The sequence below is a fragment of the Pseudomonas sp. MUP55 genome (genome assembly GCF_034043515.1).
Taxonomy (GTDB): Bacteria; Pseudomonadota; Gammaproteobacteria; order Pseudomonadales; family Pseudomonadaceae; genus Aquipseudomonas.
Map to the genome: position 1 here is coordinate 1,511,692 of NZ_CP138214.1, position 24,416 is coordinate 1,536,107.

General features: G+C 60.8%; 23 protein-coding genes. 8 read left to right on the plus strand and 15 right to left on the minus strand.

The window, feature by feature from the left end; translation table 11 throughout:
- Positions 1-11: 11 nt before the first annotated feature.
- The 5 genes from SC318_RS06740 (at position 12) to SC318_RS06760 (ending at position 6,236) form a co-directional block, all read left to right on the plus strand.
- The gene (locus SC318_RS06740) at positions 12-2,321 is read left to right on the plus strand and encodes a beta-galactosidase (RefSeq protein WP_320430142.1); all 2,310 of its coding nucleotides are present in this window, start codon (positions 12-14) and stop codon (positions 2,319-2,321) included.
- Positions 2,322-2,404: 83 nt separating this feature from the next.
- Entirely contained in the window at positions 2,405-3,550 is a 1,146-nt protein-coding gene (locus SC318_RS06745) for a serine hydrolase domain-containing protein (protein ID WP_320430143.1), read from the plus strand.
- Between the two features lie 143 nt (positions 3,551-3,693).
- Entirely contained in the window at positions 3,694-4,842 is a 1,149-nt protein-coding gene (locus SC318_RS06750; RefSeq protein WP_320430144.1) for an OmpA family protein, read from the plus strand.
- A gap of 25 nt (positions 4,843-4,867) precedes the next feature.
- Positions 4,868-5,515, plus strand: a complete 648-nt coding sequence (pdxH, locus tag SC318_RS06755) for a pyridoxamine 5'-phosphate oxidase (protein WP_320430145.1) — start codon at positions 4,868-4,870, stop codon at positions 5,513-5,515.
- Between the two features lie 256 nt (positions 5,516-5,771).
- Positions 5,772-6,236 carry an outer membrane lipoprotein gene (locus tag SC318_RS06760; RefSeq protein WP_003189251.1) on the plus strand — a complete coding sequence of 155 codons (465 nt, stop codon included), beginning with the start codon at positions 5,772-5,774 and terminating at the stop codon, positions 6,234-6,236.
- Positions 6,237-6,310: 74 nt separating this feature from the next.
- Here the strand turns inward: SC318_RS06760 and nhaA are convergent, their stop codons facing one another.
- Positions 6,311-7,495 carry a Na+/H+ antiporter NhaA gene (nhaA, locus tag SC318_RS06765; protein WP_320430146.1) on the minus strand — a complete coding sequence of 395 codons (1,185 nt, stop codon included), beginning with the start codon at positions 7,493-7,495 and terminating at the stop codon, positions 6,311-6,313.
- Between the two features lie 215 nt (positions 7,496-7,710).
- Between nhaA and SC318_RS06770 the strand changes: the two genes are divergently transcribed.
- On the plus strand, positions 7,711-8,805 hold the full coding sequence (locus SC318_RS06770; protein ID WP_320430147.1) for a PLP-dependent cysteine synthase family protein: 1,095 nt from the start codon (positions 7,711-7,713) through the stop codon (positions 8,803-8,805).
- 109 nt (positions 8,806-8,914) lie between these two features.
- On the opposite strand, the gene SC318_RS06775 is transcribed toward SC318_RS06770, so the two are convergent.
- From SC318_RS06775 to SC318_RS06785, 3 genes are all read right to left on the minus strand, one after another.
- Positions 8,915-10,528, minus strand: coding sequence for an NAD(P)/FAD-dependent oxidoreductase (locus tag SC318_RS06775; protein WP_320430148.1), 1,614 nt, complete (start codon positions 10,526-10,528; stop codon positions 8,915-8,917).
- Between the two features lie 106 nt (positions 10,529-10,634).
- Positions 10,635-11,306, minus strand: a complete 672-nt coding sequence (locus SC318_RS06780; protein ID WP_320430149.1) for a COG3650 family protein — start codon at positions 11,304-11,306, stop codon at positions 10,635-10,637.
- A 95-nt stretch (positions 11,307-11,401) separates the two neighbouring features.
- The gene (locus SC318_RS06785) at positions 11,402-12,001 is read right to left on the minus strand and encodes a short chain dehydrogenase (RefSeq protein WP_320430150.1); all 600 of its coding nucleotides are present in this window, start codon (positions 11,999-12,001) and stop codon (positions 11,402-11,404) included.
- A 104-nt stretch (positions 12,002-12,105) separates the two neighbouring features.
- On the opposite strand from SC318_RS06785, the gene SC318_RS06790 reads away from it, so the two are divergent.
- On the plus strand, positions 12,106-13,020 hold the full coding sequence (locus tag SC318_RS06790) for a LysR family transcriptional regulator (RefSeq protein ID WP_320430151.1): 915 nt from the start codon (positions 12,106-12,108) through the stop codon (positions 13,018-13,020).
- Here SC318_RS06790 and SC318_RS06795 read toward each other — a convergent pair.
- The 9 genes from SC318_RS06795 to SC318_RS06835 form a co-directional block, all read right to left on the minus strand.
- Complete coding sequence (locus SC318_RS06795; protein WP_320430152.1) at positions 13,011-13,496, minus strand: DoxX family protein; 486 nt, start codon at positions 13,494-13,496, stop codon at positions 13,011-13,013. The two genes, SC318_RS06790 and SC318_RS06795, sit on opposite strands and share 10 nt — an antisense overlap.
- Positions 13,493-14,269 carry an HvfC/BufC N-terminal domain-containing protein gene (locus SC318_RS06800; protein WP_320430153.1) on the minus strand — a complete coding sequence of 259 codons (777 nt, stop codon included), beginning with the start codon at positions 14,267-14,269 and terminating at the stop codon, positions 13,493-13,495. Before SC318_RS06800 ends, SC318_RS06795 begins: the two co-directional genes overlap by 4 nt.
- Positions 14,266-15,144: an MNIO family bufferin maturase gene (locus SC318_RS06805; protein ID WP_306491957.1), complete on the minus strand. Its 879-nt coding sequence runs from the start codon at positions 15,142-15,144 to the stop codon at positions 14,266-14,268. The genes SC318_RS06800 and SC318_RS06805 overlap by 4 nt, the downstream gene beginning before the upstream one ends.
- A 22-nt stretch (positions 15,145-15,166) precedes the next feature.
- Positions 15,167-15,463, minus strand: a complete 297-nt coding sequence (locus tag SC318_RS06810) for a BufA1 family periplasmic bufferin-type metallophore (protein ID WP_320430154.1) — start codon at positions 15,461-15,463, stop codon at positions 15,167-15,169.
- A 236-nt stretch (positions 15,464-15,699) separates the two neighbouring features.
- Entirely contained in the window at positions 15,700-16,401 is a 702-nt protein-coding gene (locus SC318_RS06815; RefSeq protein WP_306491959.1) for an ABC transporter ATP-binding protein, read from the minus strand.
- 1 nt (position 16,402) lies between these two features.
- A complete protein-coding gene (gene livG / locus SC318_RS06820; RefSeq protein WP_005785832.1) occupies positions 16,403-17,170 on the minus strand; it encodes a high-affinity branched-chain amino acid ABC transporter ATP-binding protein LivG in 768 nt (255 codons plus the stop codon).
- Positions 17,167-18,420 carry a high-affinity branched-chain amino acid ABC transporter permease LivM gene (locus tag SC318_RS06825; protein WP_320430155.1) on the minus strand — a complete coding sequence of 418 codons (1,254 nt, stop codon included), beginning with the start codon at positions 18,418-18,420 and terminating at the stop codon, positions 17,167-17,169. The genes livG and SC318_RS06825 overlap by 4 nt, the downstream gene beginning before the upstream one ends.
- Positions 18,417-19,340, minus strand: coding sequence for a high-affinity branched-chain amino acid ABC transporter permease LivH (gene livH, locus SC318_RS06830; RefSeq protein ID WP_065886145.1), 924 nt, complete (start codon positions 19,338-19,340; stop codon positions 18,417-18,419). Before livH ends, SC318_RS06825 begins: the two co-directional genes overlap by 4 nt.
- A gap of 230 nt (positions 19,341-19,570) precedes the next feature.
- Entirely contained in the window at positions 19,571-20,698 is a 1,128-nt protein-coding gene (locus tag SC318_RS06835; RefSeq protein WP_046071338.1) for a branched-chain amino acid ABC transporter substrate-binding protein, read from the minus strand.
- A gap of 340 nt (positions 20,699-21,038) precedes the next feature.
- On the opposite strand from SC318_RS06835, the gene SC318_RS06840 reads away from it, so the two are divergent.
- The gene (locus tag SC318_RS06840) at positions 21,039-21,341 is read left to right on the plus strand and encodes a DUF2288 domain-containing protein (protein ID WP_306491961.1); all 303 of its coding nucleotides are present in this window, start codon (positions 21,039-21,041) and stop codon (positions 21,339-21,341) included.
- Positions 21,342-21,531: 190 nt separating this feature from the next.
- On the opposite strand, the gene SC318_RS06845 is transcribed toward SC318_RS06840, so the two are convergent.
- Both SC318_RS06845 and SC318_RS06850 read right to left on the minus strand, forming a co-directional pair.
- Positions 21,532-23,796: a putative bifunctional diguanylate cyclase/phosphodiesterase gene (locus SC318_RS06845; protein WP_320431195.1), complete on the minus strand. Its 2,265-nt coding sequence runs from the start codon at positions 23,794-23,796 to the stop codon at positions 21,532-21,534.
- A 138-nt stretch (positions 23,797-23,934) separates the two neighbouring features.
- The gene (locus SC318_RS06850) at positions 23,935-24,303 is read right to left on the minus strand and encodes a YkgJ family cysteine cluster protein (protein WP_320430156.1); all 369 of its coding nucleotides are present in this window, start codon (positions 24,301-24,303) and stop codon (positions 23,935-23,937) included.
- Positions 24,304-24,416 lie beyond the last annotated feature (113 nt).

The window sequence follows — 24,416 nt, forward strand, 5'->3', positions numbered from 1 at the left end:
ACCTTGTTCGTATGATTCGCACGCTGCCCGCTCTTTTTGCCCTGCTGTTCGCTGCGCCCTTGATGGCCGCGCCTGCCGGGCAACAAACCCTGTTCAACTTCGTCCGGCCCGCCGATGTGGTCAAAGTGGCGACCCAGGACGCCAGCCTGCCGCAATACAACGCCGAACAAACCCCCGAAGGCGAGGTGCTGCGCCGCATCACCTTCAACCCGGCTACCGAGCCGAGCCTGGTGCTCAGCCCGCAGACCGGCGTGTGGGACTGGTCGCAATCGGGCGCCATGAGCCTGCGTATCCAGAGCGCCATGAATTGGGCGTTGACCCTCTACGTCAAAGTACAAAGTGCCGACGGCAAGACCCTGCTCAGCCGCATCGACCTGCCGGCCGGCCCGGCGCAGACCTTGCTCGTGCCGCTGCAAGCCCACTCGCCGCTGAGCCAGGGCATGAAGGCCGGCCCGCCGATGCCCATGACGGTGGATGGCCAGCGTGTGTTGTTGGCCGCCAGCGCCGGGGAAATCGACCGCAGCCAGGTGGTGTCGGTGACGCTGTCGATGATCAAACCCAATGCCGCCCAGAGCATCCTGCTGGAGCGTTTTGGCGTGCAGGACAGCGAGCCGGTGATCAAGGCGGCCTATAGCGAACTGGTGGACGCTTACGGCCAGTCGACCCGCGCGCGCTGGCCGGAAAAGGTCAGCAGCGACGAGCAGCTCAAGGCTGCGGCGGCCAAGGAGCAACAACAGCTGAAGGTGTGGCTTGCCGAGCGTGACAAGTCCTCGCTGGACCAGTACGGCGGCTGGAATAAAGGCCCGGCGTTCGAAGCCAGCGGCTTCTTCCGCACTGAAAAGCGCGACGGTCGCTGGTATCTGGTCACGCCGGAAGGTCACCCGTTCTACTCGCTGGGGGTCAATACCGTGGCCCCGGACAACAGCCAGACCTACGTGGCCGGGCGTGAGTGGATGTTTGCGGCGCTGCCCAAGGCCGGCGAACCATTCGACAAGTATTACGGCAGCGGCGATAACCGTACCGGCAACGGCGCGGGCGAGGGGCGCGGTTTTGGCGCGGGGCGCTGGTATGATTTCTATGGCGCCAACCTGCAACGTACCTATGGCACTGAAACCGGCTCCGATGGTTTCGACCAGAAGCGCTGGGTGACCCATACCCTCGACCGCTTGCAAGCCTGGGGCTTCAACACCGTCGGCAACTGGAGCGACCCGGACCTGGCCACGGCCGACCGCGTGCCCTACACCTTGCCGCTGTCGATTGTGGGGGATTACGCCAGCATCAGCACCGGCACCGACTGGTGGGGCGGCATGCCCGACCCGTTCGACCCACGGTTTGCCATGGCCACTGAACGCGCCGTGGCCATTGCCGCTCGCGATCATCGCGACGACCCGTGGCTGATCGGTTTCTTTGCCGACAACGAACTGGCCTGGGCCGGCCCTGGCGATGATGCCAAATCCCGTTACGCCCTGGCCTACGGCACCCTGCGCATGACCACCGATGTACCGGCCAAGCGAGCCTTCCTCAAGCAACTGCGCGACAAGTACCGCAACGAGCAAGGGCTGTCGAAAGCCTGGGGTATCCAACTGGCGGGCTGGGAACTGATGGAAGACCCCGGCTTCGAGCCGCCGATGCCTAATCCGGAGCATCCTGAAATCGAGGCCGACTTCAAATATTTCCAGAAGACCTTCGCCGACGCCTACTTCAAGACCATCTCCGACTCGCTCAAATGGCACGCGCCCAACCAGTTGCTGCTGGGTGGACGTTATGCGGTGAGCACCCCTGAAGCCGTCGCAGCCTGCGCACAGTATTGCGATGTGCTGAGCTTCAACATGTATACCCTCAAACCCCAGGACGGCTATGACTTTGCCGCCCTGCGTGCACTCGACAAGCCGGTGCTGATCACCGAGTTCAATTTCGGCTCCACCGACCGCGGGCCGTTCTGGGGCGGGGTGACACAGTTGGCCGCAGAAGACGAACGGGGCGCGGCCTACGCTGCGTTCCTCAAGCAAGCCATGGCGGAGCCGTCGATTGTTGGCGTGCACTGGTTCCAGTACCTGGACCAGCCGGTGACCGGTCGCTTGCTGGACGGTGAAAACGGCCACTTTGGCCTCGTGGGTATTACGGATGTGCCGTTTCAGGGCTTCGTCGACAGCGTGCGTAAGAGCAATCTCGCGGCGGTCGACCAGCTCGGCAAGGCGGCGGAAAAAGCCAAGGCGGCCGGTGCGGCCCGTGAGAGCGAAGGTGGCCGAGCGGGCCAGGCAGGCAAAGGCGCGGGCCAGGGCGCCGGGCACGCGGGCGGGCACTCTGGAAATGGGCATTGATTCGTCGTTGACGGGTTCACAAACCCCCTAATGACTGGAACAATGTCGGCCACTTTTCATGATGTTTTTTTGAGGTCGCTCAGGTGCAGATTCAGGGTCATTACGAGCTCCAGTTCGAAGCGGTACGTGAAGCCTTCGCCGCCTTGTTCGATGACCCTCAAGAGCGCGGGGCCGGGCTTTGCATCCAGGTCGGCGGCGAGACGGTCGTCGACCTGTGGGCCGGCACCGCCGACAAGGACGGCGCCGAAGCCTGGCACAGCGACACAATCGTCAATCTGTTCTCCTGCACCAAGACCTTCACAGCGGTCACTGCCCTGCAACTGGTGGCCGAAGGCAAGCTGAAGCTGGACGCGCCCGTGGCCGATTACTGGCCGGAATTCGCGGCGGCGGGCAAAGAGACCATTACCCTGCGCCAGTTGCTCTGCCATCAGGCCGGGCTGCCGGCGATCCGCGAGATGCTGCCCACCGAAGCCTTGTACGACTGGCAACTGATGGTCGATACCCTGGCGGCTGAAGCGCCGTGGTGGACACCCGGCCAGGGTCATGGCTATGAAGCAATCACCTATGGCTGGCTGGTCGGTGAACTGCTGCGCCGTGCCGACGGGCGCGGGCCTGGGGAGTCCATCGTGGCGCGAGTGGCGCGGCCGTTGGGGCTGGATTTTCACGTGGGCCTGGCGGATGAAGAGTTTTATCGTGTCGCCCATATAGCCCGCAGCAAAGGCAATATGGGGGATGCGGCGGCACAACGGTTACTTCAAGTAATGATGCGCGAACCCACGGCAATGACTACGCGTGCATTTGCCAACCCGCCGTCTATTCTGACCAGCACTAATAAACCCGAATGGCGGCGCATGCAGCAGCCAGCGGCAAATGGTCACGGTAATGCGCGCAGCCTGGCCGGGTTTTATAGCGGTTTATTGGACGGTAGTTTGCTGGAAAGCGACATGCTCGAACAATTGACCCGTGAACACAGTATCGGGCCCGATAAAACCTTATTGACCCAAACCCGTTTCGGCCTGGGTTGCATGTTGGATCAACCGCAGTTGCCCAATGCTACGTTCGGCCTTGGCCCGCGCGCCTTCGGGCATCCCGGGGCAGGGGGCTCGGTCGGGTTTGCCGACCCTGAACATGATGTAGCGTTCGGTTTTGTGACTAATACCTTGGGACCCTATGTACTTATGGACCCACGGGCACAGAAGTTGGTCGGAATATTGGCCGGTTGTCTATAAACCCCTTGCTGTTTCACAATTTTTTGTTACAAAGGCACGTATAAGAAGACGCTGAACGCAATGATGTAACTTCAATGTTCTTTAAGCGTCGGTTTAACGGGGCATCTGGCCCCCCTGGTTTTTTCTCATTTTGTGGATATCTCATGTTATCGAACAAGTCCTTGGCACTGGCGCTGTGCCTCACTATTACGGGTTGTGCACAAACTCCACAGAGTGATGCCGAAGGTGGGCATTGGTGGTCATTTGGATCAGACAAGGCTGCTACCAAGGACGCAGTGACCCAAACTGACACCAAGCCGGATGCCAAGACGGACGCCAAGCCTGCTGCCGACGCCAAGCCTGCCGCGCCGGTCGCAGCTGCTGCTGCTGCGCCAGCTCCTGTAGCCAAGGCCGATACCGGCTTCAACTGGTGGCCATTCTCCGCCAAGAGCGCCGACGAGAAGGCCGCCGATGCCAAGGCTGACCTCAAAGCTGACCTCAAGGCTGCAACGCCGGCGCCGGCCGTGGCCAAGACCGACACCGAAGCCCACTGGTGGTGGCCGTTTGACACCAAGCCAAAGCCGCTGGCCAAGGTCGACGTGACCAATGTGCAGATGCCTGATCCGAAAGTTACCCAGGCCTGGTTGGACGATTACGAGCCACGTCTGCGTGCCGCCATCAAGGACAGCAACCTGCAATTGGAACGTCGTGACAACGTACTGGTGGTGATTGCCCCGGTGGACGGCTCCTACAACCCGAAGCGCCCAGCGATGTTGCTGCCGGTGACCCTGGGCCCATTCACTCGCGTCGCCAAGGCGGTTGAGTCGGATCCCAAGACCGCCGTACTGGTTCTGGGCCACGTTGATGCCACCGGCAGCGCTCCGGCCAGCCAGGCGTTGAGCAAGGAACGCGCACAGTCGATTGCCTCGATTTTCAGCCTCAGCGGTTTGAAGCAGGATCGCCTGATGCTGCGTGGCATGGGCGACCTGATGCCACGTGCCGCCAACGACAGCAGCCAGGGCCGTGCGCTGAATCGTCGCATGGAAATCATGTTCACTCAGCGTACAACGATGTTGGCGTTGCTGAGCCAGTACAACTCTGGCAAGACCCCGCCAGTGGCCGAAATGGTTGCCGTGCAGGATGTTCCGGCACCGGCTCCAGTGGCAAAGGCGCCTGCGAAGAAAGCGCCAGCCAAGAAAGCTGCCGCCAAGCCAGCGGCTAAAAAGGCTGCGGCCAAGCCTGCGGCCAAGAAACCGGCTGCGGCCAAAGCCAAGGCTGCTGCGCCGGCGAGTAACGACCAGGCCAAAAACTGATCCGTTGAAAGAAGGATAAAGCCGCATGACCCAGGCATTGGCCGATATGCGCCGTGACTACACACGGGACGGTTTGAGCGAGGCCCAGGCCCCGGATGAACCGTTTGCCTTGTTCCGCCAGTGGTTCGCCGATGCGGTGAATACCGAGCAGGCACCGGTGGAGGCCAATGCCATGACCCTGGCCACGGTCGACCAGGACGGTCGGCCGCACTGTCGCATTCTGTTGCTCAAGGGCCTGGATGAACAGGGCTTTACCTTCTTTACCAACTATCAGAGCGCCAAAGGTGAACAACTGGCGGCGCGCCCGTTCGCGGCGATGACCTTTTTCTGGCCGACCCTCGAGCGTCAGGTGCGCATTGAAGGGCGGGTGGTCAGGGTCACGCCTGAAGAGTCGGATGCTTATTATCAGGTGCGTCCTTTGGGCAGCCGTCTGGGTGCCTGGGCGTCGCCGCAGAGCAAGGTCATTGCAGATCGCGAAGAACTGCAGGCACTGCTCAAGGCAACCGAAGAGCGTTTCAGCGACACCCAACCCGATTGCCCCGAGCATTGGGGAGGCTATCGTCTATTGCCCGAGCGCATCGAGTTCTGGCAGGGCCGCGCCAGCCGCCTGCATGATCGCCTCAACTATCGCCTGCAAGCGGGCCAATGGACGCGCGAGCGTCTTGCGCCCTGAGCGCCTCCTTTCGTCATCTGAGCTGAATCAAGCCCTTTGCGCCGAAGTCTCTATGCAAGAGATTTCGGCGTTCTCGGCTATATGGCTACACTGATCAAGCACGCTATGGCATGGTTGGGGTTCGCCACCGTTCGTCGATTTTTGTGGTGCCAGCAGCCTGTACTCAGGCTGAATGAAAGCACTTTTCTGCGTGGCTCGCCGTGACAGGCGCCAAGCTGCAGCGTTTAATGAATACCTGTCCTTTGGAGTTGATGCTATGCGTAAGTCCGTTTTACTAGTTGCCTGCTTTACCACCCTGTCATTGCTGTTGGGTGGCTGCGCCTCGAGTCTGACCGGCGACTCGTACTCCCGTGACGAGGCCCGTCGCGTACAGACCGTCCGCATGGGTACCATCGAATCCCTGCGCCCGGTCAAGATCGAAGGCACCAAGACCCCAATCGGCGGTGCTGCGGGTGCAGTCATCGGCGGCGTTGGCGGCAGCGCCATCGGCGGCGGCCGTGGCAGCATCGTTACCGCTGTGATCGGCGCGGTAGCCGGCGGCCTGCTGGGCTCGGCCACCGAAGAGGGCCTGACCCGTACTCAGGGCGTGGAAATCACCGTTCGTGAAGACGACGGCAGCATGCGTGCCTACGTGCAAGCCGTGCAGGAAAATGAAATCTTCCGCATTGGCGACCGCGTGCGCATCATGACGGTCGACGGCACCAGCCGCGTTACTCGCTGACAGCGCAGGCAACCGGCAAAGAAAAACCCCAACCGGGTGACCGGTTGGGGTTTTTTGTTTAAACGGTGCAGCAGTCAGGATGGCTGAGCAGGTTTTCGACTCGCCATCGCGGTCACTGCGTAACCAATAAACGCCGCCAAGATGGACCCGGTCAGAATCCCCATCCGATCCTCACCCGCGAATTCGCTGGCCCCCGGCACGAATGCCAGTGAGCCGACAAACAGGCTCATGGTAAAGCCGATCCCGCACAGAATCGCCACGCCCAGCACCTGGCCCCAGTTCGCACCGCTGGGCAACGAGGCGATGCCGGTCTTGATGGCCAGCCAGGTAAGGCCGAACACACCGACGGTCTTGCCGATCAACAGGCCGGCGGCGATGCCCATGGGCACGTGGTGGGTGAAACTTTCGAGGCTGACGCCGGTGAGGGACACCCCGGCGTTGGCAAACGCGAACAGTGGCAGGATGGCGTAGGCCACCCACGGGTGCAGGGCATGTTCCAGGGTCAGCAGGGGTGAAGTTTCGGCATTCTTGGTGCGCAATGGAATGCAGAACGCCAGCGTCACCCCGGCCAGGGTGGCATGGACGCCGCTCTTGAGTACGCACACCCACAGGATCAGGCCGATGATCATGTACGGTCCGAGCTTGACCACACCCAGGCGGTTCATGGCTATCAAGGCGATCAAGCACGCCGCTGCGCCCGCCAGCGAAGCGCCGGACAGGTCGGCGGAGTAGAACAGCGCGATGACGATGATGGCACCGAGGTCGTCGATGATTGCCAGGGTCATCAGGAACAGTTTCAGCGACACCGGCACGCGTTTGCCCAGCAGCGCCAGTACGCCCAGCGCAAAGGCGATATCCGTGGCCATCGGGATCGCCCAACCGGCGAGGGCTGCCGGGTTGTCCTTGTTCAGCGCCCAGTAGATGAGCGCCGGTACGACCATGCCGCCGATCGCCGCTGCGCCGGGAAGGACCACCTGCGACGGTTTGGACAAGTGGCCATCGAGCAGCTCGCGTTTGACCTCAAGACCGATCAGCAGGAAGAACAGGGCCATCAGGCCGTCGTTGATCCACAGCAGGGCCGGCTTGGCGATCTGCAGGGCGCCCACCTGCGCCACCACGGGCGTGTCGAGAAAGGCGCCGTACAGGTGTGACAGCGGTGAATTGTTGATAATCAGCGCCAGGGCGGCAGCGGCGATCAGCAATAGGCCGCTGGCGGCTTCCAGCTGGAAGAAACGAGTGAAAGTGCTACGCAGAGGCAAGGGATGCTCTCCAATCCAGGTTCAATGGTGGGTACCCTAACCCGTACCGTTAGTTGTTAAAACAAAAGTTATATTCTTATTTGTTATAAGCGTCGGACCCAACTGGGGTTGCGTTTAAGCCTGGCAATTGTGTGTCCAATTGAGTCGTTACTGTATCTGTGTGTGGTGTAGGAAACCCCCTAATATCGGCGTGAAATTCTTAGAGAAATCTCCTTATGAGCGACCATCGTCCCTGGGCCCGCGAAGCCATTCGTATCATTGAAGCAGATTTCCAGCGCAGCGCTGACACCCATCTGATCCCTTTGCCATTGCCGGGCTTGCCGGGTATTGAGCTGTATTTCAAGGATGAATCCAGCCACCCGACCGGCAGCCTCAAACATCGGCTGGCGCGCTCGCTGTTCCTGTACGCGTTGTGCAATGGCTGGCTGAAGCCGGGTGCCCCGGTGATCGAAGCGTCCAGCGGTTCGACGGCGATCTCCGAAGCCTACTTTGCGCGCCTGCTCGGCCTGCCGTTTATCGCGGTGATGCCCGCCACCACTTCCCAGGAAAAGATCGCGCAAATTGCCTTTTATGGTGGCAAGAGCCATCTGGTGCAGGATCCCACGCAGATCTACGCCGAATCCGAACGCCTGGCACGGGAAAGCGGCGGTCATTTCATGGACCAGTTCACCTACGCCGAGCGCGCCACCGACTGGCGCGCGAACAACAACATCGCCGAGTCGATCTTCCAGCAGCTGCGCTTCGAGCAACACCCGGAGCCGAGCTGGTTGATTTCCAGCCCCGGAACCGGCGGCACTACCGCGACGCTGGGGCGCTATGTGCGCTATCGCCAGCATTGCACCCGCGTGTTGTGTGCCGACGCCGAACGTTCGGTATTTTTCGATTACTACCTGAGCGGCGACGCCAGCCTGCGCCTGGACTGCGGCTCGCGGATTGAAGGGATTGGCCGGCCACGGGTGGAAGCCTCGTTTTTGCCGGCTGTGATCGATGCGATGGTCAAGGTGCCGGACGCGCTGTCGTTGGCGGCGATGCATTATCTGGCCGAGCGGTTGGGGCGGCGAGTGGGCGGTTCCAGCGGGACGAACCTGATCGGTGCCCTGGTGGCGGCGCAACAGATGAAAGCGGCGGGGGAGTCGGGCTCGATCGTGGCGATCTTGTGTGATGGGGGCGAGCGCTATGCCACGACTTATTATGATCAGGCATGGCTGGCGGGGCAGGGCTATGCGTTGGAGGGCCTGATCGCCGCAGTCGCAGCAAGTGTCGAACGCGGTGATGCGCTACCGGGTACTGTCCTGCGCGCCAATATCTGATACACCGCAAACCAAATGTGGGAGGGGGCTTGCCCCCGATTGCGGTGTATCAGTCAAAGATGCTCCGACTGAACGACTGCTATCGGGGCAAGCCCCCGCCCACATTTTATTAGGCCTCGATGCCCAGCATGTCCCGCGCCAACGCCTCGGCGATACGAATCCCGTCAACGCCTGCCGACAGAATCCCACCGGCATAACCTGCGCCTTCACCGGCCGGGAACAAGCCTTTCACATTCAGGCTCTGCATCGACTCATTACGGGTAATCCGCAGCGGCGAGGAGGTACGCGTCTCGATACCGGTCAAGACCGCGTCGTGCAGCGAGTAGCCTTTGATCTGCTTCTCGAACGCCGGCAAGGCTTCGCGGATGGCTTCGATGGCGAAGTCCGGCAGGGCCAGGGCCAAGTCACCCAGGGCTACCCCAGGCTTGTAGGACGGTTCTACGCTGCCGAGGGCCGTGGACGGCTTGCCTGCGATGAAATCGCCGACCAGCTGGGCCGGGGCCTCGTAATTGCTGCCGCCGAGCACGTAGGCATGGGACTCCAGGCGCTCCTGCAGTTCGATACCGGCGAGCGGGCCGCCTGGGTAGTCCACTTCTGGCGTGATCCCGACCACGATGCCCGAATTGGCGTTGCGCTCGTTACGCGAATACTGGCTCATGCCGTTGGTCACGACGCGATGGGGCTCCGACGTCGCAGCCACCACGGTGCCGCCAGGGCACATGCAGAAGCTGTATACCGAGCGACCGTTCTTGGCGTGGTGCACCAACTTGTAGTCGGCGGCGCCGAGTTTCGGGTGCCCGGCGTATTTGCCCAGGCGCGCGGCATCGATCAACGACTGCGGGTGTTCGATACGGAAGCCCACCGAGAACGGCTTGGCCTCCATGTACACGCCCCGACCGTGAAGCATGCGGAAGGTGTCGCGGGCGCTGTGGCCCAGGGCCAGGATCACGTGCCGGGAGAGGATTTGTTCGCCGCCGTCGATGACCACGCCGTGCAACTGGCCATCTTCGATCAGCACGTCGGTAACCCGTTGTTCGAAGCGCACTTCACCGCCCAGGGCAATGATCTGCTGGCGCATGTTTTCCACCACGCCGGTCAGACGGAATGTGCCGATGTGCGGCTTGCTGACATACAGAATCTCTTCCGGCGCGCCGGCCTTGACGAACTCGTGCAGCACTTTGCGCCCGTGGAATTTCGGGTCCTTGATCTGGCTGTAGAGTTTGCCGTCGGAGAAGGTCCCGGCGCCGCCTTCGCCGAACTGCACGTTGGACTCGGGGTTGAGTACGTTTTTGCGCCACAGGCCCCAGGTGTCCTTAGTGCGCTGGCGCACTTCCTTGCCACGCTCAAGGATGATCGGCTTGAAGCCCATCTGTGCCAGCAGCAGCCCGGCGAAGATTCCGCAGGGGCCAAAGCCAACCACGACCGGCCGTTCGACCAGGCCTTGCGGTGCCTTACCCACCACGTGGTAGCTGACATCCGGTGCCGGGTTGATGTTGCGATCATCGGCAAACTTGAGCAGCAAGGCGGCTTCGCCCTTCACATTCAGGTCAATGGTGTAGATGAAGCACAGCTCCGAGGACTTCTTGCGGGCATCGTAGCTGCGCTTGAACAAGGTGAAATCGAGCAGGTCATCACTGGCGATGCCCAGGCGCTGCACGATGGCAGGGCGCAGGTCTTCTTCGGGATGGTCGATGGGCAGCTTGAGTTCGGTGATTCGTAACATGACAGGATCCGGTAGGCGGCGGGCAAGGAGGCCGGCTGTTTTGCAAACCGGCGATTATAAGCCCCAATGGCGCTTTTCCGTCAGGTTAAAACAGCGCAGGGCGCAATCAGTCGTCCCGCGAGCCGCCAAATGCCGCGCAACCACGCTGTACCTGGCCGTTTACACGCAGCTCGGCGCTCATGTGTTGCAGGCTGCCGCTCATGCTGTCGACGCATCGCTGCGGGGCGACCCACAACTCGATGTGCTGGTTATTGGCGTCGGTCATCAGGTTGAAGCGCCCATCGCCCAGTTGCTCCTCGACATACGGCACGGCCAGGGGCGGCTGGCCTTCGCGTTCGAGCACCATGCCCTTGGCCGTGACGCTCATCGCCCAGGCCGGCTTGTGGCCGTTTGCGCGCAGGATCATGCGTTTGAAGTCCGGGTCGCCACAGGCTGAGGTCGAGCGTTCGACGCGATACAGCTGTTGCAGGTCCACTGAGCCCTGGGTGCCGCTGGCAACGCCGGAAAACTTGCCACGCAAATCTGCAAACAACGCGCCTTGCTGACCGGCCAGGGAGGCGGCTTCCTGCAGGATGCTGGTGCCACCGGTGTCGTTGACCACGTAGTTGCGCTGGTCGTTGCAAGGCTGGAACAGCAGCTTGCCGTCCACCGCCGTCAGTTCACCCTGCATGCGGGTCAGCCCGACGGTAGAGACCTTGGCAGGCTCGCTGTCGAACATCTGGCAAGCGGCGAAGAAGGGGAGCAGGGCTAGCAATGTAAGGGTCGAGGCGGCACGCATTTTCGGTCTCCAGACAGGTGCCGTCACGTTACGCAGGCTTGCGCCGCATCACAAGCCTGTGACCCAGCTTCAGGCGTTTCTTACAGCCGTGAAACTCAGCCCACGATAAAGGTCTGACCGGTCTGTAGACCCTCTACGCTTTTTGCGTAGGCCAAAGCCACTTCGGCGGCGGGCACTGGTTTAAAGCCACGGAAATAGGGTGCGTAGCTGCCCATGGCTTCCAACAGCACCGTCGGGCTCACGGTGTTAATGCGCAAACCGCGCGGTAGCTCAATCGCCGCTGCCTTGACGAACGCATCCAGTGCGCCATTCACCAGCGCCGCCGAGGCACCGGTGCGAATCGGGTCACGGTTCAAAATGCCGCTGGTGAAGGTAAACGACGCGCCGTCATTGGCGAACTCACGGCCGATCAGCAGCAGGTTCACCTGGCCCATCAGCTTGTCACACAGGCCCAGTTCGAAGTCTGTCTCGCCCATGTCGCTCAGCGCTACGAAGTTCACGTTGCCTGCTGCGCAAACCAGCGCGTCGAAGGTGCCGGTCTGCTCGAACAGCTTGCGAATCGAGGCCGTGTCACTGATGTCGACCTGCAAGTCGCCGCTGTTGCGGCCGATGGCGATCACTTCGTGACGCTGCGCCAGCTCTGCCCCGACCGCTGAACCGATCGTGCCGTTGGCACCAATCAAAAGAATTTTCATCGTGCTGTTCCTCCAAGAGCCAGTTGAAGGAAGAGTCTAGTGTGGCTTTTTCACCGGATAAACGCGCTAATAGGCAACCTTTGGTTTTCAAATGGAAACAATCAATGAGCGAAATGGATGACCTTGCCGCCTTCGCCGTGTTGGTCGAGGCCGGTAGCTTTACCTTGGCGTCCGAGCAACTGGGTTGCAGCAAGGGGCAGTTGTCCAAGCGGATCAGCCAGTTGGAGGCACAGTACGCCGTGGTGCTGCTGCATCGCACCACGCGCAAGCTGAGCCTTACCGCCGCAGGTGCGGCCTTGCTGCCTCAGGCACAGGCGCTGGTGTTGCAGGTGGAACGTGCGCGTCAGGCCCTGGCGCGACTCAACGATGACCTGGCCGGGTCGGTGCGTATGACGGTTCCGGTTTCATTGGGAGAAACCTTCTTCGATGGCTTGTTGCTGGAGTTTTCCAGGCAATACCCACAGGTGCAGATCGAGCTGGAGCTCAACAACCGCTATCGGGATTTGGCGCGGGACGGGTTCGATCTGGGTGTACGCTTGGACGCCATCGAGAATGAGCGGCTGGTGGTCAAGCCACTGCTGGCCTGGCACGAGATGACCTGCGCCAGCCCAGGCTATCTGCTACAGCACGGCGAACCGCTGCGCCCGGAGGATCTGGCCGGCCACACCTGTCTGCTCAACAGTCATTACAGCGGCCGCGAGGAATGGCTGTATCACCAGCAGCATGAGTTGGTGCGTGTGCGGGTCAGCGGCACCTTCGCTTCCAACCACTACAACCTCTTGAAAAAAGCCGCATTGGTGGGCGCCGGTATCGCTCGCCTGCCGTCCTACCTGTTGCCCGCGGAATTGGCGGATGGTCGATTACGCTGGCTGCTGCGTGACTATCAGACGCGCAGCCAGCCGATGTACCTGGTGCATCCCTACCAGGGGGGCCTGCCGCGGCGCATCCAGGCACTGGCTGACTACCTGGTGGACTGGTTCAAGCGCAGCGGCGCGGCCCTGGACCGTCTTCAGCGGTAGCGGCGGGCGATCCAGTGGTCGATGGACAAGCGGCCCGGGCCCTTGGCCACCAGCAGCAGCAACAGCGCCAGCCAGGTGCCATGGGTTGGGTAGGCGTCCGGATAGACAAACAGTTGAATGGTCAGGGTCATGCCGACCAAGGCGAGTGCCGAGAACCGCGTGGCAACTCCCAGCAGGATCAGCACCGGGAAAAAGTGCTCGGCAAACGCTGCCAGGTGCGCGGCGACTTCGGGCGACAACAGCGGCACGTGGTATTCGCTGCGAAATAACGGCAAGGTCGAGGCCGCAAGTTTGGGTTCGCCGAGCTGGAAGGTGCCGCTGACCAGATCGATGGCGAAACCTTCGACTTTGGTCTGCCCGGATTTCCAGAACACCGCCGCGACAGAGAAGCGTGCAATGAAAGCGATCAGGCTGTAAGGGATTTTTTCGAAAAGTGCGATGGCCCGGTTGAGCAGGTGGGCAGCGGGACGGTTCATGGCAATACCTTTTGTTCCAGGTGTAAATGAGTAATGGCGTCGTGGCTGATCAACAGCGTCAGACACCGGTGGAGTTCGAATTCGGACGAGACCCGTAAGGCATGCTCCACAGCCGTTTCCAGTTTCATGCCTTGGCTCAGGCATTCAATAAAGGCCACCGAGCCGCTGTCGATGGCGAACACCTTCACCTTCAAGCCCTGGCGCAGGATCAGTGCGTTTTGCGCAGGCCATGGGTTCAAGCCGGCAAGGCCGTCGTCAGTCTGGTGCGCGGCCCATATCGCCACGACCGCATAGCAAGAGTTCAACGTGGCGAGCGACGGGTGCAGTTGCAGGCTTGACTGCCCCACGTCTGCGTCACCTTGCAGGCAGTGAAGAATGTGTTGCTGGCACTGCGCCGGGATGTCCGGCGCGTGATAAGCACGAACACGCAGGCGCTCCAGCCGTGCGACATCGGCGAGATAGGGCACGCTGGCAGCCGGTTCGAATGCCTGGATAAAGTCCGCCAGACTGCTGCCGTACTCGTTGATCAGCGGGCTGGTGGGAGGGTTGGCCTGAACGAAAAGAGCGGCCATGGCGCGGAAAAATTTATCGCCCACCAATTGCAACGTCACGGGATAGCTGGCCGCCAAGGCATTGATCAACGAGCTGTGGACGTTATTGCGATACACCGCGAAGCGACTGGCCGGGTCTGCGCCGTTGCTGCTGAACAACCCGTCCGGACAGGAGCCGTCCGCCGCGATCAGGGCGTTGGCAAATGCGTTCTGAAGGCTCATGAGATCACCTGCAACAGATGCCGTTCGGCTTGCCTGGCTTCAGCGTGCAGCACGCTGAAGGCCGGCACCTGGTTATCTCGCTCGATCAGCGTGGCGACCGGCCCCGTGCGGTTGAGCAGCTGTTTGTATAGCTGCCACACCGCCTCGTCGATCGGCGCGCCGTGATCGTCGATGAGCAACCTGTCGCCCAGGCTGTCGGTGTCTTCGGCAAAGCCGGCCAGGTGTATCTCGCCGACGGCCTGCAAAGGTAAGGCATCGATGTAGGCCAGCGGATCGCGCTGATGGTTGATGCACGACACGTAGACGTTATTCACGTCCAGCAACAAACCGCAGCCGGTGCGCCGAATAATTTCGCTGAGGAAGTCCGTTTCGTCCAGGGTGGAGCGTTGAAACTGCACATAGGTCGACGGGTTCTCCAGCAACATCGGCCGCTTGAGCGCGCTTTGCACCTGATCCACGTGCTCGCAGACACGCGCCAGGGTTTGCGCGTCGTAGGCCAGGGGCAGCAAGTCATTGAGAAACACCGGGCCGTGGCTGGACCAGGCCAGGTGTTCGGAAAAAGAGTGGGGTTGATAGCGTTCGATCAGCCTGGCCAGCCGTGCCAGGTGCTCAGGGTTGAGTGGGCCTTCACCGCCGATGGAGAGACCCACGCCGTGCAACGACAGTGGGTACCGTTCGCGAATCAAGCCCAGATAGTGGTGAAAAGGGCCGCCGGCGACCATGTAGTTTTCGGCATGCACTTCAAAGAAACCGATGTCGGGGCAGGTCTCAAGCACTTGGTTGATGTGCTCGGTCTTCAATCCCAGCCCCGCCCTGTGAGGGAGGCCGGACACTTGAGCCGGTGAGGCGGTAGGCTGGGATGAAAGCGTCATCATCTGTCCTCAGGTTTGCGGGGGTTCAGGGCTTGGCGGTAAAGACTGCTTCCTGACCGAAACCGGTCGGTGAGGTGGTGCTTGGGGTTGTGGTGCAAGTGCCGGCGGGTACCAGCTTCCAGGCGTTGGCCTGGTCCTTGGTTTTGGACGTACCGGCGCAAGAGGTGCCGGCGCCGGCGGCGCAGTCGTTCTTGCCGGCCTCGGCGATGCCGAAGCATTTCTGCATGTCGTCGGCCGCATGGGCGGTGGTGGTCAGGGCAGACAGGCTCAAGGCCGAGCCAAGGGCCAGGACGAGGGTGGCAGCGGACAGTTTGGTCGTCATGATGTATCTCCAGCAGTGGGTTGATTGGCAGGCTTGATTGCCTGCTTGCACCACTAGAGAGAGGGGGACGAACTTCGTTACAAGCCGGCCGAAAATAATTGTAAGCATCACGCAAAGCAAATGTGGGAGGGGGCTTGCTCCCGATGGCGGTGTATCAGATACCCATAGGCTGTCTGACACGCTGTCATCGGGGGCGAGCCCCCTCCCACATTTTGAGCCGGTAACCAGCCAGCGTTTTAACCGCCCAGGTAGGCCTCACGCACCTTCGGATCGGTCAGCAATTGCTCGCCAGTGCCCTGCATCACTACGCGGCCGTTCTCCAACACATAGGCGCGGTCGGCAATTTTCAGTGCCTGGTTGGCGTTCTGCTCCACCAGGAACACCGTCACCCCGTCCTTGCGCAACTGCTCGATGATGTCGAAGATCTGCTGGATGATGATCGGCGCCAGGCCCAGGGACGGTTCGTCCAGCAGCAACAGCTTGGGCTTGCTCATCAATGCCCGGCCGATGGCGAGCATCTGCTGCTCGCCGCCGGACATGGTGCCACCGCGCTGGCTGAAACGCTCCTTGAGCCGCGGGAACAGGTGCAGCACCTTGTCCATCTGCGCCTCGTAGTCGCCCTTGTCGGTAAAGAAGCCGCCCATGGCCAGGTTCTCTTCCACGGTCAAGCGCGAGAACACGCGACGGCCTTCTGGCACCACCGCGATGCTCTTGCGCATGATTTCGGCGGAGTGCTTGCCCACCAGTTCTTCACCCATGTAGCGGATGCTGCCGCTGTGGGCCTGGGGCGAACCGCACAGGGTCATCAGCAACGTCGACTTACCGGCGCCGTTGGCGCCGATCAGGGTCACGATCTCACCCTGGCGCACTTCCACGTTGACGCTGTGCAGGGCCTGGATCTTGCCGTAGAAAGTGGAAACGTTTTCGAATTGCAGCATTTTACGCTTCCCCCAAATAGGCTTTGATCACTTCGGGATTGTCGCGGATCTGCTCCGGCGTCCCGTCGGCCAGCGGCGTGCCCTGGTTGATCACGACGATATGGTCGGAAATGCTCATGACCAGTTTCATGTCGTGTTCGATCAGCAGCACGGTGGCGTTGTTTTCCTCGCGCAGCACGCTGATCAGCGCCTTGAGGTCTTCGGTTTCCTTGGGGTTCAGGCCGGCGGCCGGTTCGTCGAGCATGAGGATCCGCGGGCGGGTCATCATGCAGCGGGCGATTTCCAGGCGACGCTGCTGACCATAGGCCAGGGTGCCGGCCGGGCGGTTGGCGAACTCGGTCAGGTTGACCTTGTCCAGCCAGTACGCCGCATACTCCATGGCCTCGCGCTCGCTCTTGCGAAACGCCGGCGTCTTGAACAGGCCTGCGAAGAAGTTGGTGTTCAGGTGACGATGCTGGGCGATCAGCAGGTTTTCGACCGCTGTCATGTCCTTGAACAGGCGCACGTTCTGGAACGTGCGCACCACGCCCTTGCGGGCGATCTCGTGACCGGCCAGGCCCTGGATCGGCTGGCCGTCCAGCAGGATGCTGCCACCGCTTGGTTTGTAGAAACCGGTGAGGCAGTTGAACACCGTGGTCTTGCCGGCACCGTTGGGGCCGATCAGCGCGACTACTTGTTTTTCCTTGACGGTCAGGGCGACGCCGTTGACCGCGAGCAGGCCGCCGAAGCGCATGCTCAGATTTTCGACTTTCAGGATCTCGCGGCTCATTTGCGCAGCTCCATGTGTGGACGTTGCATGGGCAGCAGGCCTTGAGGGCGCCAGATCATCATCAGCACCATCATGGCGCCGAACATCAACATGCGGTATTCGCTGAACTCACGCATCATTTCCGGCAGCAGGATCATCACGATCGCGGCCAGGATCACACCCAGTTGCGAGCCCATGCCACCCAGTACCACGATGGCAAGGATGATCGCCGACTCGATGAACGTGAACGACTCCGGGGTCACCAGGCCCTGGCGCGCGGCGAAGAAGCTGCCGGCGAAACCGGCGAACGCAGCACCCAGGGTGAAAGCGGAGAGCTTGATGATGGTCGGGTTCAGGCCCAGAGCGCGGCAGGCGATTTCATCTTCGCGCAAGGCTTCCCAGGCGCGGCCGATCGGCATGCGCAGCAAGCGATTGATCACGAACAGTGCCGCCAGCGCCAGCAACAGGGCGACCAGGTACAGGAACACCACCTTGCTCACCGGGTTGTAGGCAATCCCGAAGTACTCGTGGAAAGTCTGCATGCCCTCGGCTGCGCTACGGTCGAACGACAGGCCGAAGAACGTTGGCTTGGGGATGCTGCTGATGCCGTTGGGGCCACCGGTGATATCGGTCAGGTTCCGCAGGAACAGACGGATGATTTCACCGAAACCCAGGGTCACGATTGCCAGGTAGTCACCGCGCAGGCGCAACACCGGGAAACCCAGCAGGAAGCCGAATGTGGCTGCCGCCATCCCCGCCAGTGGCAGGCAGACCCAGAAGCTCCAGCCCAGGTAGTGCGACAGCAGCGCGTAGGTGTAGGCACCCACGGCGTAGAAGCCCACATAACCCAGGTCGAGCAGGCCGGCCAGGCCCACCACGATGTTCAGGCCCAGGCCCAGCAACACGTAGATCAGGATCAGGGTGGCGATGTCGACCGCGCCGCGCGAGCCGAAGAACGGCCAGATCAACGCGGCGATGATCAGGCCGATGATGATGTAGCGCTGGGTGCGCGGGAGGGTCAAGAATTGGCTGACCTTGGGCGACACCAACGGACTACGGTTGCCCTTGAACAGGGCGCCGACCTGCTGGGTGAACAGCACGCGCAGGAACATCAGCACCGAGCACAGGGCGATCACCGTCAGGGTCAGGGGCCCTGTGCCATGCACTTCCAGGTTGATGCCAACAATGCTCAACTTGAGACCCAGTACCGGGAAGGCCACTGCCCATACCAGCAAGGCGCTGAAAAACGCCGATTTAAGATATCTGCTCATACTTTCTCAACCTCCGGACGGCCCAGGATGCCGGTCGGACGGAACAACAACACCAGAACCAACAAGCCGAACGCCACGACGTCCTTGTACTGGTCACCGAAGATATCGGCGCCAAAGGCTTCGGCCACGCCCAGCACCAGCCCGCCGAGCATGGCGCCCGGAATACTGCCGATACCGCCCAATACCGCCGCGGTAAAGGCCTTGAGGCCTACCAGGAAGCCGGCGTTGGGGTTGATCACGCCGTACTGCATGCTCAGCAACACGGCAGCGACCGCCGCCAGCGCAGCACCGATCACGAAGGTCAGGGCGATGATGTTATTAGTGTTGATGCCCAGCAGGTTGGCCATCTTGATGTCTTCGGCGCAGGCCCGGCAGGCGCGCCCCAGACGAGAACGGGAGATGAACAGCGTGAGGCCGAGCATGGCCACCAGGGTGACGATGAAGACCAGGATCTGCATGTAGGAAATCAGTACTTCTTCCGCGCCACCGGGGCCGAAGGAGATGCTCCCCGGAATCAGGTTGGGGATGGACTTGTCCTTGGAGTCCTGGGACAGCAATACGGTGTTCTGCAGGAAAATCGACATGCCGATGGCGGAAATCAGCGGGATCAACCGGTTGCTGCCGCGCAAGGGACGGTAGGCAACACGCTCGATACTGTAGCCATAGGCACTGGTCACGACGATCGACGCAAGGAACGCAGCGGTCATCAACAGCGGCAGGGAGTGGATACCCATCATGGCCAGCCCGGCGAGGGCGATGAAGGCCACGTAGGAACCAATCATGTATACCTCGCCATGGGCGAAGTTGATCATTCCAATGATGCCGTAAACCATTGTGTAGCCAATGGCTATCAAGGCATAGGTGCTGCCAATGGTCAGGCCATTAACCAGCTGTTGGAAAAAATGATAGATCTCAGGCATTACAGCGCTCCTAAAAACCCGATACGCATTTCACTGGTGGAGTCATGTTCCGGCCCTGTGCTGTGTTCTATGAGCACATTTGCACAAAGCGTTTGCCAGCGAACCGCTGGTGACGGTTTTAAGATTTTCAGGTGAGCCAGCGCCCGGATCGCGGGTGACATGGCCCATAAACCTCGTAAAACAAAGCCCACTGCTCTCACAGTGGGCTTGTTGGACCAGTAACGCCTGGCTTACTGAGGGGAAACTTCGGTTTTTGGCTTGCCGAAGTGCCATTCGTAGACCACGAACTTGAAGTCCTTCAGGTCGCCCTTGGCGTCGAAGCTGAGATCGCCGGTAGGGGTCTTGAAGGTGCCCGCGTGGATGGCCTCGGCCACCTTGGCGGTGTCTTCGCTCTTGGCAGCCTTGATACCGCCGGCGATCACTTCGATGGCCGAGTAGGCTGGGAACACGAACGGACCGGTTGGGTCCTGCTTGTTCTTGGCGAACTCTTCAACGATGGCTTTGTTGGCCGGATCGGTGTCGAAGGATTTAGGCAGGGTCACCAGCAGGCCTTCGGAAGCGCCTTGGGCGATTTGCGAGATGGAGTCGTTGCCGACGCCTTCCGGGCCCATGAACTTGGCGTTCAGACCTTTTTCCTTGGCTTGGCGCAGAATCAGGCCCAGCTCAGGGTGGTAGCCGCCGTAGTAGACGAAGTCGACGTTGGCTTGCTTGAGTTTCTGGATGATCGAGGAGAAGTCCTTGTCGCCGGCGTTCAGGCCTTCGAAGACGGCAACCTTGGTGCCTTTTTCTTCGAGGGTTTTCTTCACGGCGCTGGCGATGCCTTCACCGTATTGCTGCTTGTCATGCAGCACGGCAACGATTTTTGGCTTCACGTGGTCGGCGATGTAATTGCCGGCCGCCGGGCCTTGTGCGCTGTCCAGGCCGATGGTGCGGAAGATCAGCTTGTAGCCACGGGAGGTGATTTCCGGGCTGGTGGCCGCGGGGGTAATCATGATGACGCCTTCGTCTTCGTAGATATCGGACGCTGGCTGAGTGGAGCTGGAGCAGAGGTGACCGACCACGAACTTGACGCCGTCGTTGACCACTTTGTTGGCTACGGCAACGGCTTGTTTCGGATCGCACGCGTCGTCGTATTCCTTGGCTTCAAGCATTTTGCCGTCCACGCCGCCCTTGGCGTTGATGTCGGCGATTGCCTGCTTGGCACCCATGAATTGCATGTCGCCGTATTGCGTTACTGGCCCGGTCTTGGGGCCGGCAATGCCGATCTTGATGGTGTCGGCTGCGAACGAATGGCCGGCAACCCCAGCCAGGACCATAGCGGCAAACAGTTTGGAAATCTGCTTAGTAGCCTTATTCATAGTGCTCCACTCTTACTGTTGTATTTTTTATAGTTCTAGCGGCCTTGTGAGCTGCAGAACCGGATCAGATATCTCGGATATCCCCCGGCGATGCCCTGGCAACTGTACCGGTACAGTGTAGAGCGCCGGTTGAGCGCTTGAAAAGCTGGCTGTCGGGGGCGAAACCGGGTTGTGTCGCTTTAATGAAAGAAAAAGACAGAATTGCGGCGGGGTGAGGCCAGCGTTGCGCGCACTCCTTGGCTTTTCCGACACTTTCAATTGCTACCTCATTTGCTACTGGGTTTTTCTGGCTGAGACACGACGCTATGATTGCGCCGATTTTTTACTCAGGTGAACTCCCATGACGCAAGAACCTAGCACCCTCTATGCCAAGCTGCTCGGTGAAACCGCCGAAATTTCCTGGAAGGAGCTCGAACCGTTCTTTGCCAAGGGTGCCCTATTGTGGGTCGACGCTGGCCTGGATTTGATCGAGGCGGCCGAGGCGATGGCCGAAGACAATCGCGACAAAGTCGCTGCCTGGCTGGCTGCAGGGAGCCTCGGCGAAGTGTCTGCGACGCGGGCGGTGGACCTGGTCGCACGAGACCCGGGCTTGTGGGCGGTGGTGGTATCGCCCTGGATTTTGATCCAGGAAAGGGCGGCGTAAGAAGCTGTTGCTCCAAATGGGTGCGCCGAATGTGCCTGGGCAAGTGTGTAGCCGAGTAACCGCTTGAGCGGTGATGGCACCTTGCCGTAGAGAAAGGTCACAGGTGACGGTGACGTTAACGTCACGGGAACAGTTAGGAGGCCGGGGCGAGGGCAGGGGAATTGTTTCAACGTATTAAACCCTCGCCCCTTCAGCGAATGGGCCTGACGATCGAAGGCGGGTTGACGCGCGCTGCAACGGGTTCCGTTGGCGGCAGGGGGGCTTTAGTGCTGCCCGTGCCGACGGCGTGGAGCGGGTTGCGTATCTGCATGCCTTGCATGACGCCGATGATGTCGTTGAACGCCACCGCCGGGCTCAGCAGGTAACCCTGAATGAAGTCGCAGCCGTGCTGCAGTAACAGCTCGAATTGGGCTTGAGTTTCCACCCCTTCGGTCACCACCTCCAGGTGCAGGGTATGCGCCATGCCGATGATGGCCTGGACGATTTCGCTGTCGGCGGTGGACTTGGGGATGTCCTGGATAAACGAACGATCAATCTTCAAGGTGTTCAGCGGCAGACGCTTGAGGTAGGCCAGTGATGAATAGCCGGTACCGAAGTCATCGATCGCCAGGGATACGCCCAGGGCGCGGATCTGCCGCAACAAGGCCAGGGTGCTGCTGATATTGCCCATCAACGCGTTTTCGGTGACTTCCAGCTCCAGGCGATTGGCGGCAATGTCGGCAAAGCGCAGCGCGGCTTCGATTTCGTCTGCCAGTTCATCACGGGCCAGGTTCAGGGCCGAGCAGTTCACGGCCATGGTCAGCTCGGTGTAGCCGCGATCGGACAGCAGGCTCAGATCATGGCAGGCCTGGCGCAACACCCAGTGGTCCAGTTCGGCAATCAAGCCGTTGCTTTCGGCGATCCCGATAAAACGGTCCGGAGCCAGCAACCCGTGTTGCGGATGTTGCCAGCGCACCAGGGCCTCCAGGCGCGTGACCTTGCCCAGTTTCATGTCGAAGATCGGCTGATAGAACAGCACCAGTTCATTACGCGTGCGCAGGGCGGCGCGCAGTTCTTCTTCCAGTTGCAGCTCAAGGAAGGCGCGGGTTTTCAGGTTGGAACTGAAGAAGTGCAGACTGTTGCGCCCGGCGTCCTTGGATTGGTAAAGCGCCAGGTCGGCGGTTTTCAGCAGTTCTTCGCAGGTCTGGCCATCCTCGGGAAACAGGCTGATACCGATGCTGGTGGTCATGACCATGCGCCGGCCCGCCAACTCGATGGGTTCTTTCATTTTTTGCATGATGCGCTGGGCCATGTGCCGCGCTTCTTCGCGATGATGGATGTTGATCAGGATGCAGAACTCATCCCCACCAAAGCGCGCCACCACGTCGGCATGGCTGCGCACCGAGCTTTTGATATGGCTGGCCAGCACGGTCAGCAATTGATCACCGGCATCATGCCCAAGGCTGTCGTTGATGCGCTTGAAGTGGTCAATGTCGAGGAAGATCACCGCCATCATGCCGTTGGTTGCGGTTTTTTCCGCGACTTTTTCCGCGAAAATCTGGTTGAAGCCCCGCCGGTTGAGCAAGCTGGTCAGCGCATCGTAATGGGCCACCTGTTGCAACGAGGCACGGGCCTGGTCCAGTTCGCTGAGCAGCGCGTTGACCCGGCGCAGGTCACGTTCCTTGTGCTGCAGCTTCTTGTCGGCCAGGGCCGCGCTGATGCTGCTGCCGATGACCAGCAAGGTAATCACCGCCACCGACAGGCCCAATTGCAACGGATTGTGATCGATCGGCAACTGCAGATTCGAGCCATTCGGTATCAGCATTTGCATGGCTGCCATGCCAGTGAAGTGCATGCTCAGGATGCCGGCACCCAGCACCAGGCTGGCGGCGTATTTGAGCAACTGGTGAAACATGCCGGTACCGTTGCGCAGGTAGCTCGACAGCAGCAACGCTGCCAGGCTGGCACCGATGGCAATCGCGACCGATGCCACGAATAGCCCTGACTCGAAGTACACCTGGGCCTGGGAGCGCATGGCCGACATGCCGACGTAGTGCATCAGGGCGATGCCCAGCCCCATCCACACCGAAGCCAGCAGGTACTGGTGGAACCGCAGGTGCGCATGACTGAGGGTTTGCATGGCGAACAGCGAAGCGATCAAGGCAATGACCAGCGAGACGAAGGTCATGGGCAATTCGTAATGAATGGCGATGGGGGCCTGGAAAGCCAACATGCTGATGAAGTGGGTGGACCAGATACCGCCCGCCAGGCAACTGGCACCCAACCAGCGCCAGCGGCGGCGGGCGGTGGGGTCTTCTACATGGCCGACGCGTTCGGCCATGTCCAGCGTGCCGAAGCCCGCCGCGCAGGCGACCAGATACGCCAGCAGCACCAGAAAGGGGTTATGACTGCAATTGAGTAATAAGTGCCCGTTGTCTGGAAGGTCGGTGAAAAAGTGCAGCCCCAGCCATTCCATAGCATGTCCCGTCATAGAGTCGCGTCACAGCCTGAGGCGATGACCTATGAGGTCGAGTATAGAAGCCTCGGAGGATTTGCCATGAATAATGGCACTTTGATTTTAATTATTTTGGCATCCCGCCCATAGCGTTTGATGCTAAGCGCTGATGGGCAACTCCCGCTCAAAAGGCGGTTGTTCCAGGGGCTCCAGGCCGAAGGCGGCGCGGGCGGCATCGCAATCGACGTTCTGCACGCCCAGGCTCCAGGAGGCATCGAACTCGCGGCAGGGGCTCGAACGCTGCTCATAAATCGAACAACGTGTGCCTTTGCCTACTTCGCCCTCAAGGCTGCAGCAGCGTGCCGGCTTCTGGTCGGTTCCGATCATTGCCACGCGGGTGGGGTTGATCTGTACCACGAGGTCATCGGGCACTGTGCCGCCCGATGAGGCGCACTCGCCCCAGAAGAAAGACACACGAAAGTATGAACAGCAGGCACCGCAATTCAGACACGGACTGGCTTCGGACATGGGCGTCATCAATAAAGGATAGGTAAGAGGGGAACTGCGGGAAGGCTCGCCATTCTATCCGGGCCGTGGCCGTTGGGAAGAGGGGCGCACACATATATTTTCGTCAGGAAAGT

What these genes read in the sequence shown, in the direction of transcription:
- SC318_RS06800 (WP_320430153.1), bottom strand. Translation starts at nt 14,269, where the DNA reads ATGAGCCTTCAGAACGCATTTGCCAACGCCCTGATCGCGGCGGACGGC.
- SC318_RS06760 (WP_003189251.1), top strand. Translation starts at nt 5,772, where the DNA reads ATGCGTAAGTCCGTTTTACTAGTTGCCTGCTTTACCACCCTGTCATTG.
- pdxH (WP_320430145.1), top strand. Translation starts at nt 4,868, where the DNA reads ATGACCCAGGCATTGGCCGATATGCGCCGTGACTACACACGGGACGGT.
- SC318_RS06795 (WP_320430152.1), bottom strand. Translation starts at nt 13,496, where the DNA reads ATGAACCGTCCCGCTGCCCACCTGCTCAACCGGGCCATCGCACTTTTC.
- SC318_RS06775 (WP_320430148.1), bottom strand. Translation starts at nt 10,528, where the DNA reads ATGTTACGAATCACCGAACTCAAGCTGCCCATCGACCATCCCGAAGAA.
- SC318_RS06740 (WP_320430142.1), top strand. Translation starts at nt 12, where the DNA reads ATGATTCGCACGCTGCCCGCTCTTTTTGCCCTGCTGTTCGCTGCGCCC.
- SC318_RS06770 (WP_320430147.1), top strand. Translation starts at nt 7,711, where the DNA reads ATGAGCGACCATCGTCCCTGGGCCCGCGAAGCCATTCGTATCATTGAA.
- SC318_RS06815 (WP_306491959.1), bottom strand. Translation starts at nt 16,401, where the DNA reads ATGCTGCAATTCGAAAACGTTTCCACTTTCTACGGCAAGATCCAGGCC.
- SC318_RS06785 (WP_320430150.1), bottom strand. Translation starts at nt 12,001, where the DNA reads ATGAAAATTCTTTTGATTGGTGCCAACGGCACGATCGGTTCAGCGGTC.
- livH (WP_065886145.1), bottom strand. Translation starts at nt 19,340, where the DNA reads ATGCCTGAGATCTATCATTTTTTCCAACAGCTGGTTAATGGCCTGACC.
- SC318_RS06850 (WP_320430156.1), bottom strand. Translation starts at nt 24,303, where the DNA reads ATGTCCGAAGCCAGTCCGTGTCTGAATTGCGGTGCCTGCTGTTCATAC.
- SC318_RS06790 (WP_320430151.1), top strand. Translation starts at nt 12,106, where the DNA reads ATGAGCGAAATGGATGACCTTGCCGCCTTCGCCGTGTTGGTCGAGGCC.
- livG (WP_005785832.1), bottom strand. Translation starts at nt 17,170, where the DNA reads ATGAGCCGCGAGATCCTGAAAGTCGAAAATCTGAGCATGCGCTTCGGC.
- SC318_RS06840 (WP_306491961.1), top strand. Translation starts at nt 21,039, where the DNA reads ATGACGCAAGAACCTAGCACCCTCTATGCCAAGCTGCTCGGTGAAACC.
- SC318_RS06835 (WP_046071338.1), bottom strand. Translation starts at nt 20,698, where the DNA reads ATGAATAAGGCTACTAAGCAGATTTCCAAACTGTTTGCCGCTATGGTC.
- SC318_RS06805 (WP_306491957.1), bottom strand. Translation starts at nt 15,144, where the DNA reads ATGATGACGCTTTCATCCCAGCCTACCGCCTCACCGGCTCAAGTGTCC.
- SC318_RS06780 (WP_320430149.1), bottom strand. Translation starts at nt 11,306, where the DNA reads ATGCGTGCCGCCTCGACCCTTACATTGCTAGCCCTGCTCCCCTTCTTC.
- SC318_RS06845 (WP_320431195.1), bottom strand. Translation starts at nt 23,796, where the DNA reads ATGGAATGGCTGGGGCTGCACTTTTTCACCGACCTTCCAGACAACGGG.
- SC318_RS06825 (WP_320430155.1), bottom strand. Translation starts at nt 18,420, where the DNA reads ATGAGCAGATATCTTAAATCGGCGTTTTTCAGCGCCTTGCTGGTATGG.
- SC318_RS06810 (WP_320430154.1), bottom strand. Translation starts at nt 15,463, where the DNA reads ATGACGACCAAACTGTCCGCTGCCACCCTCGTCCTGGCCCTTGGCTCG.
- SC318_RS06750 (WP_320430144.1), top strand. Translation starts at nt 3,694, where the DNA reads ATGTTATCGAACAAGTCCTTGGCACTGGCGCTGTGCCTCACTATTACG.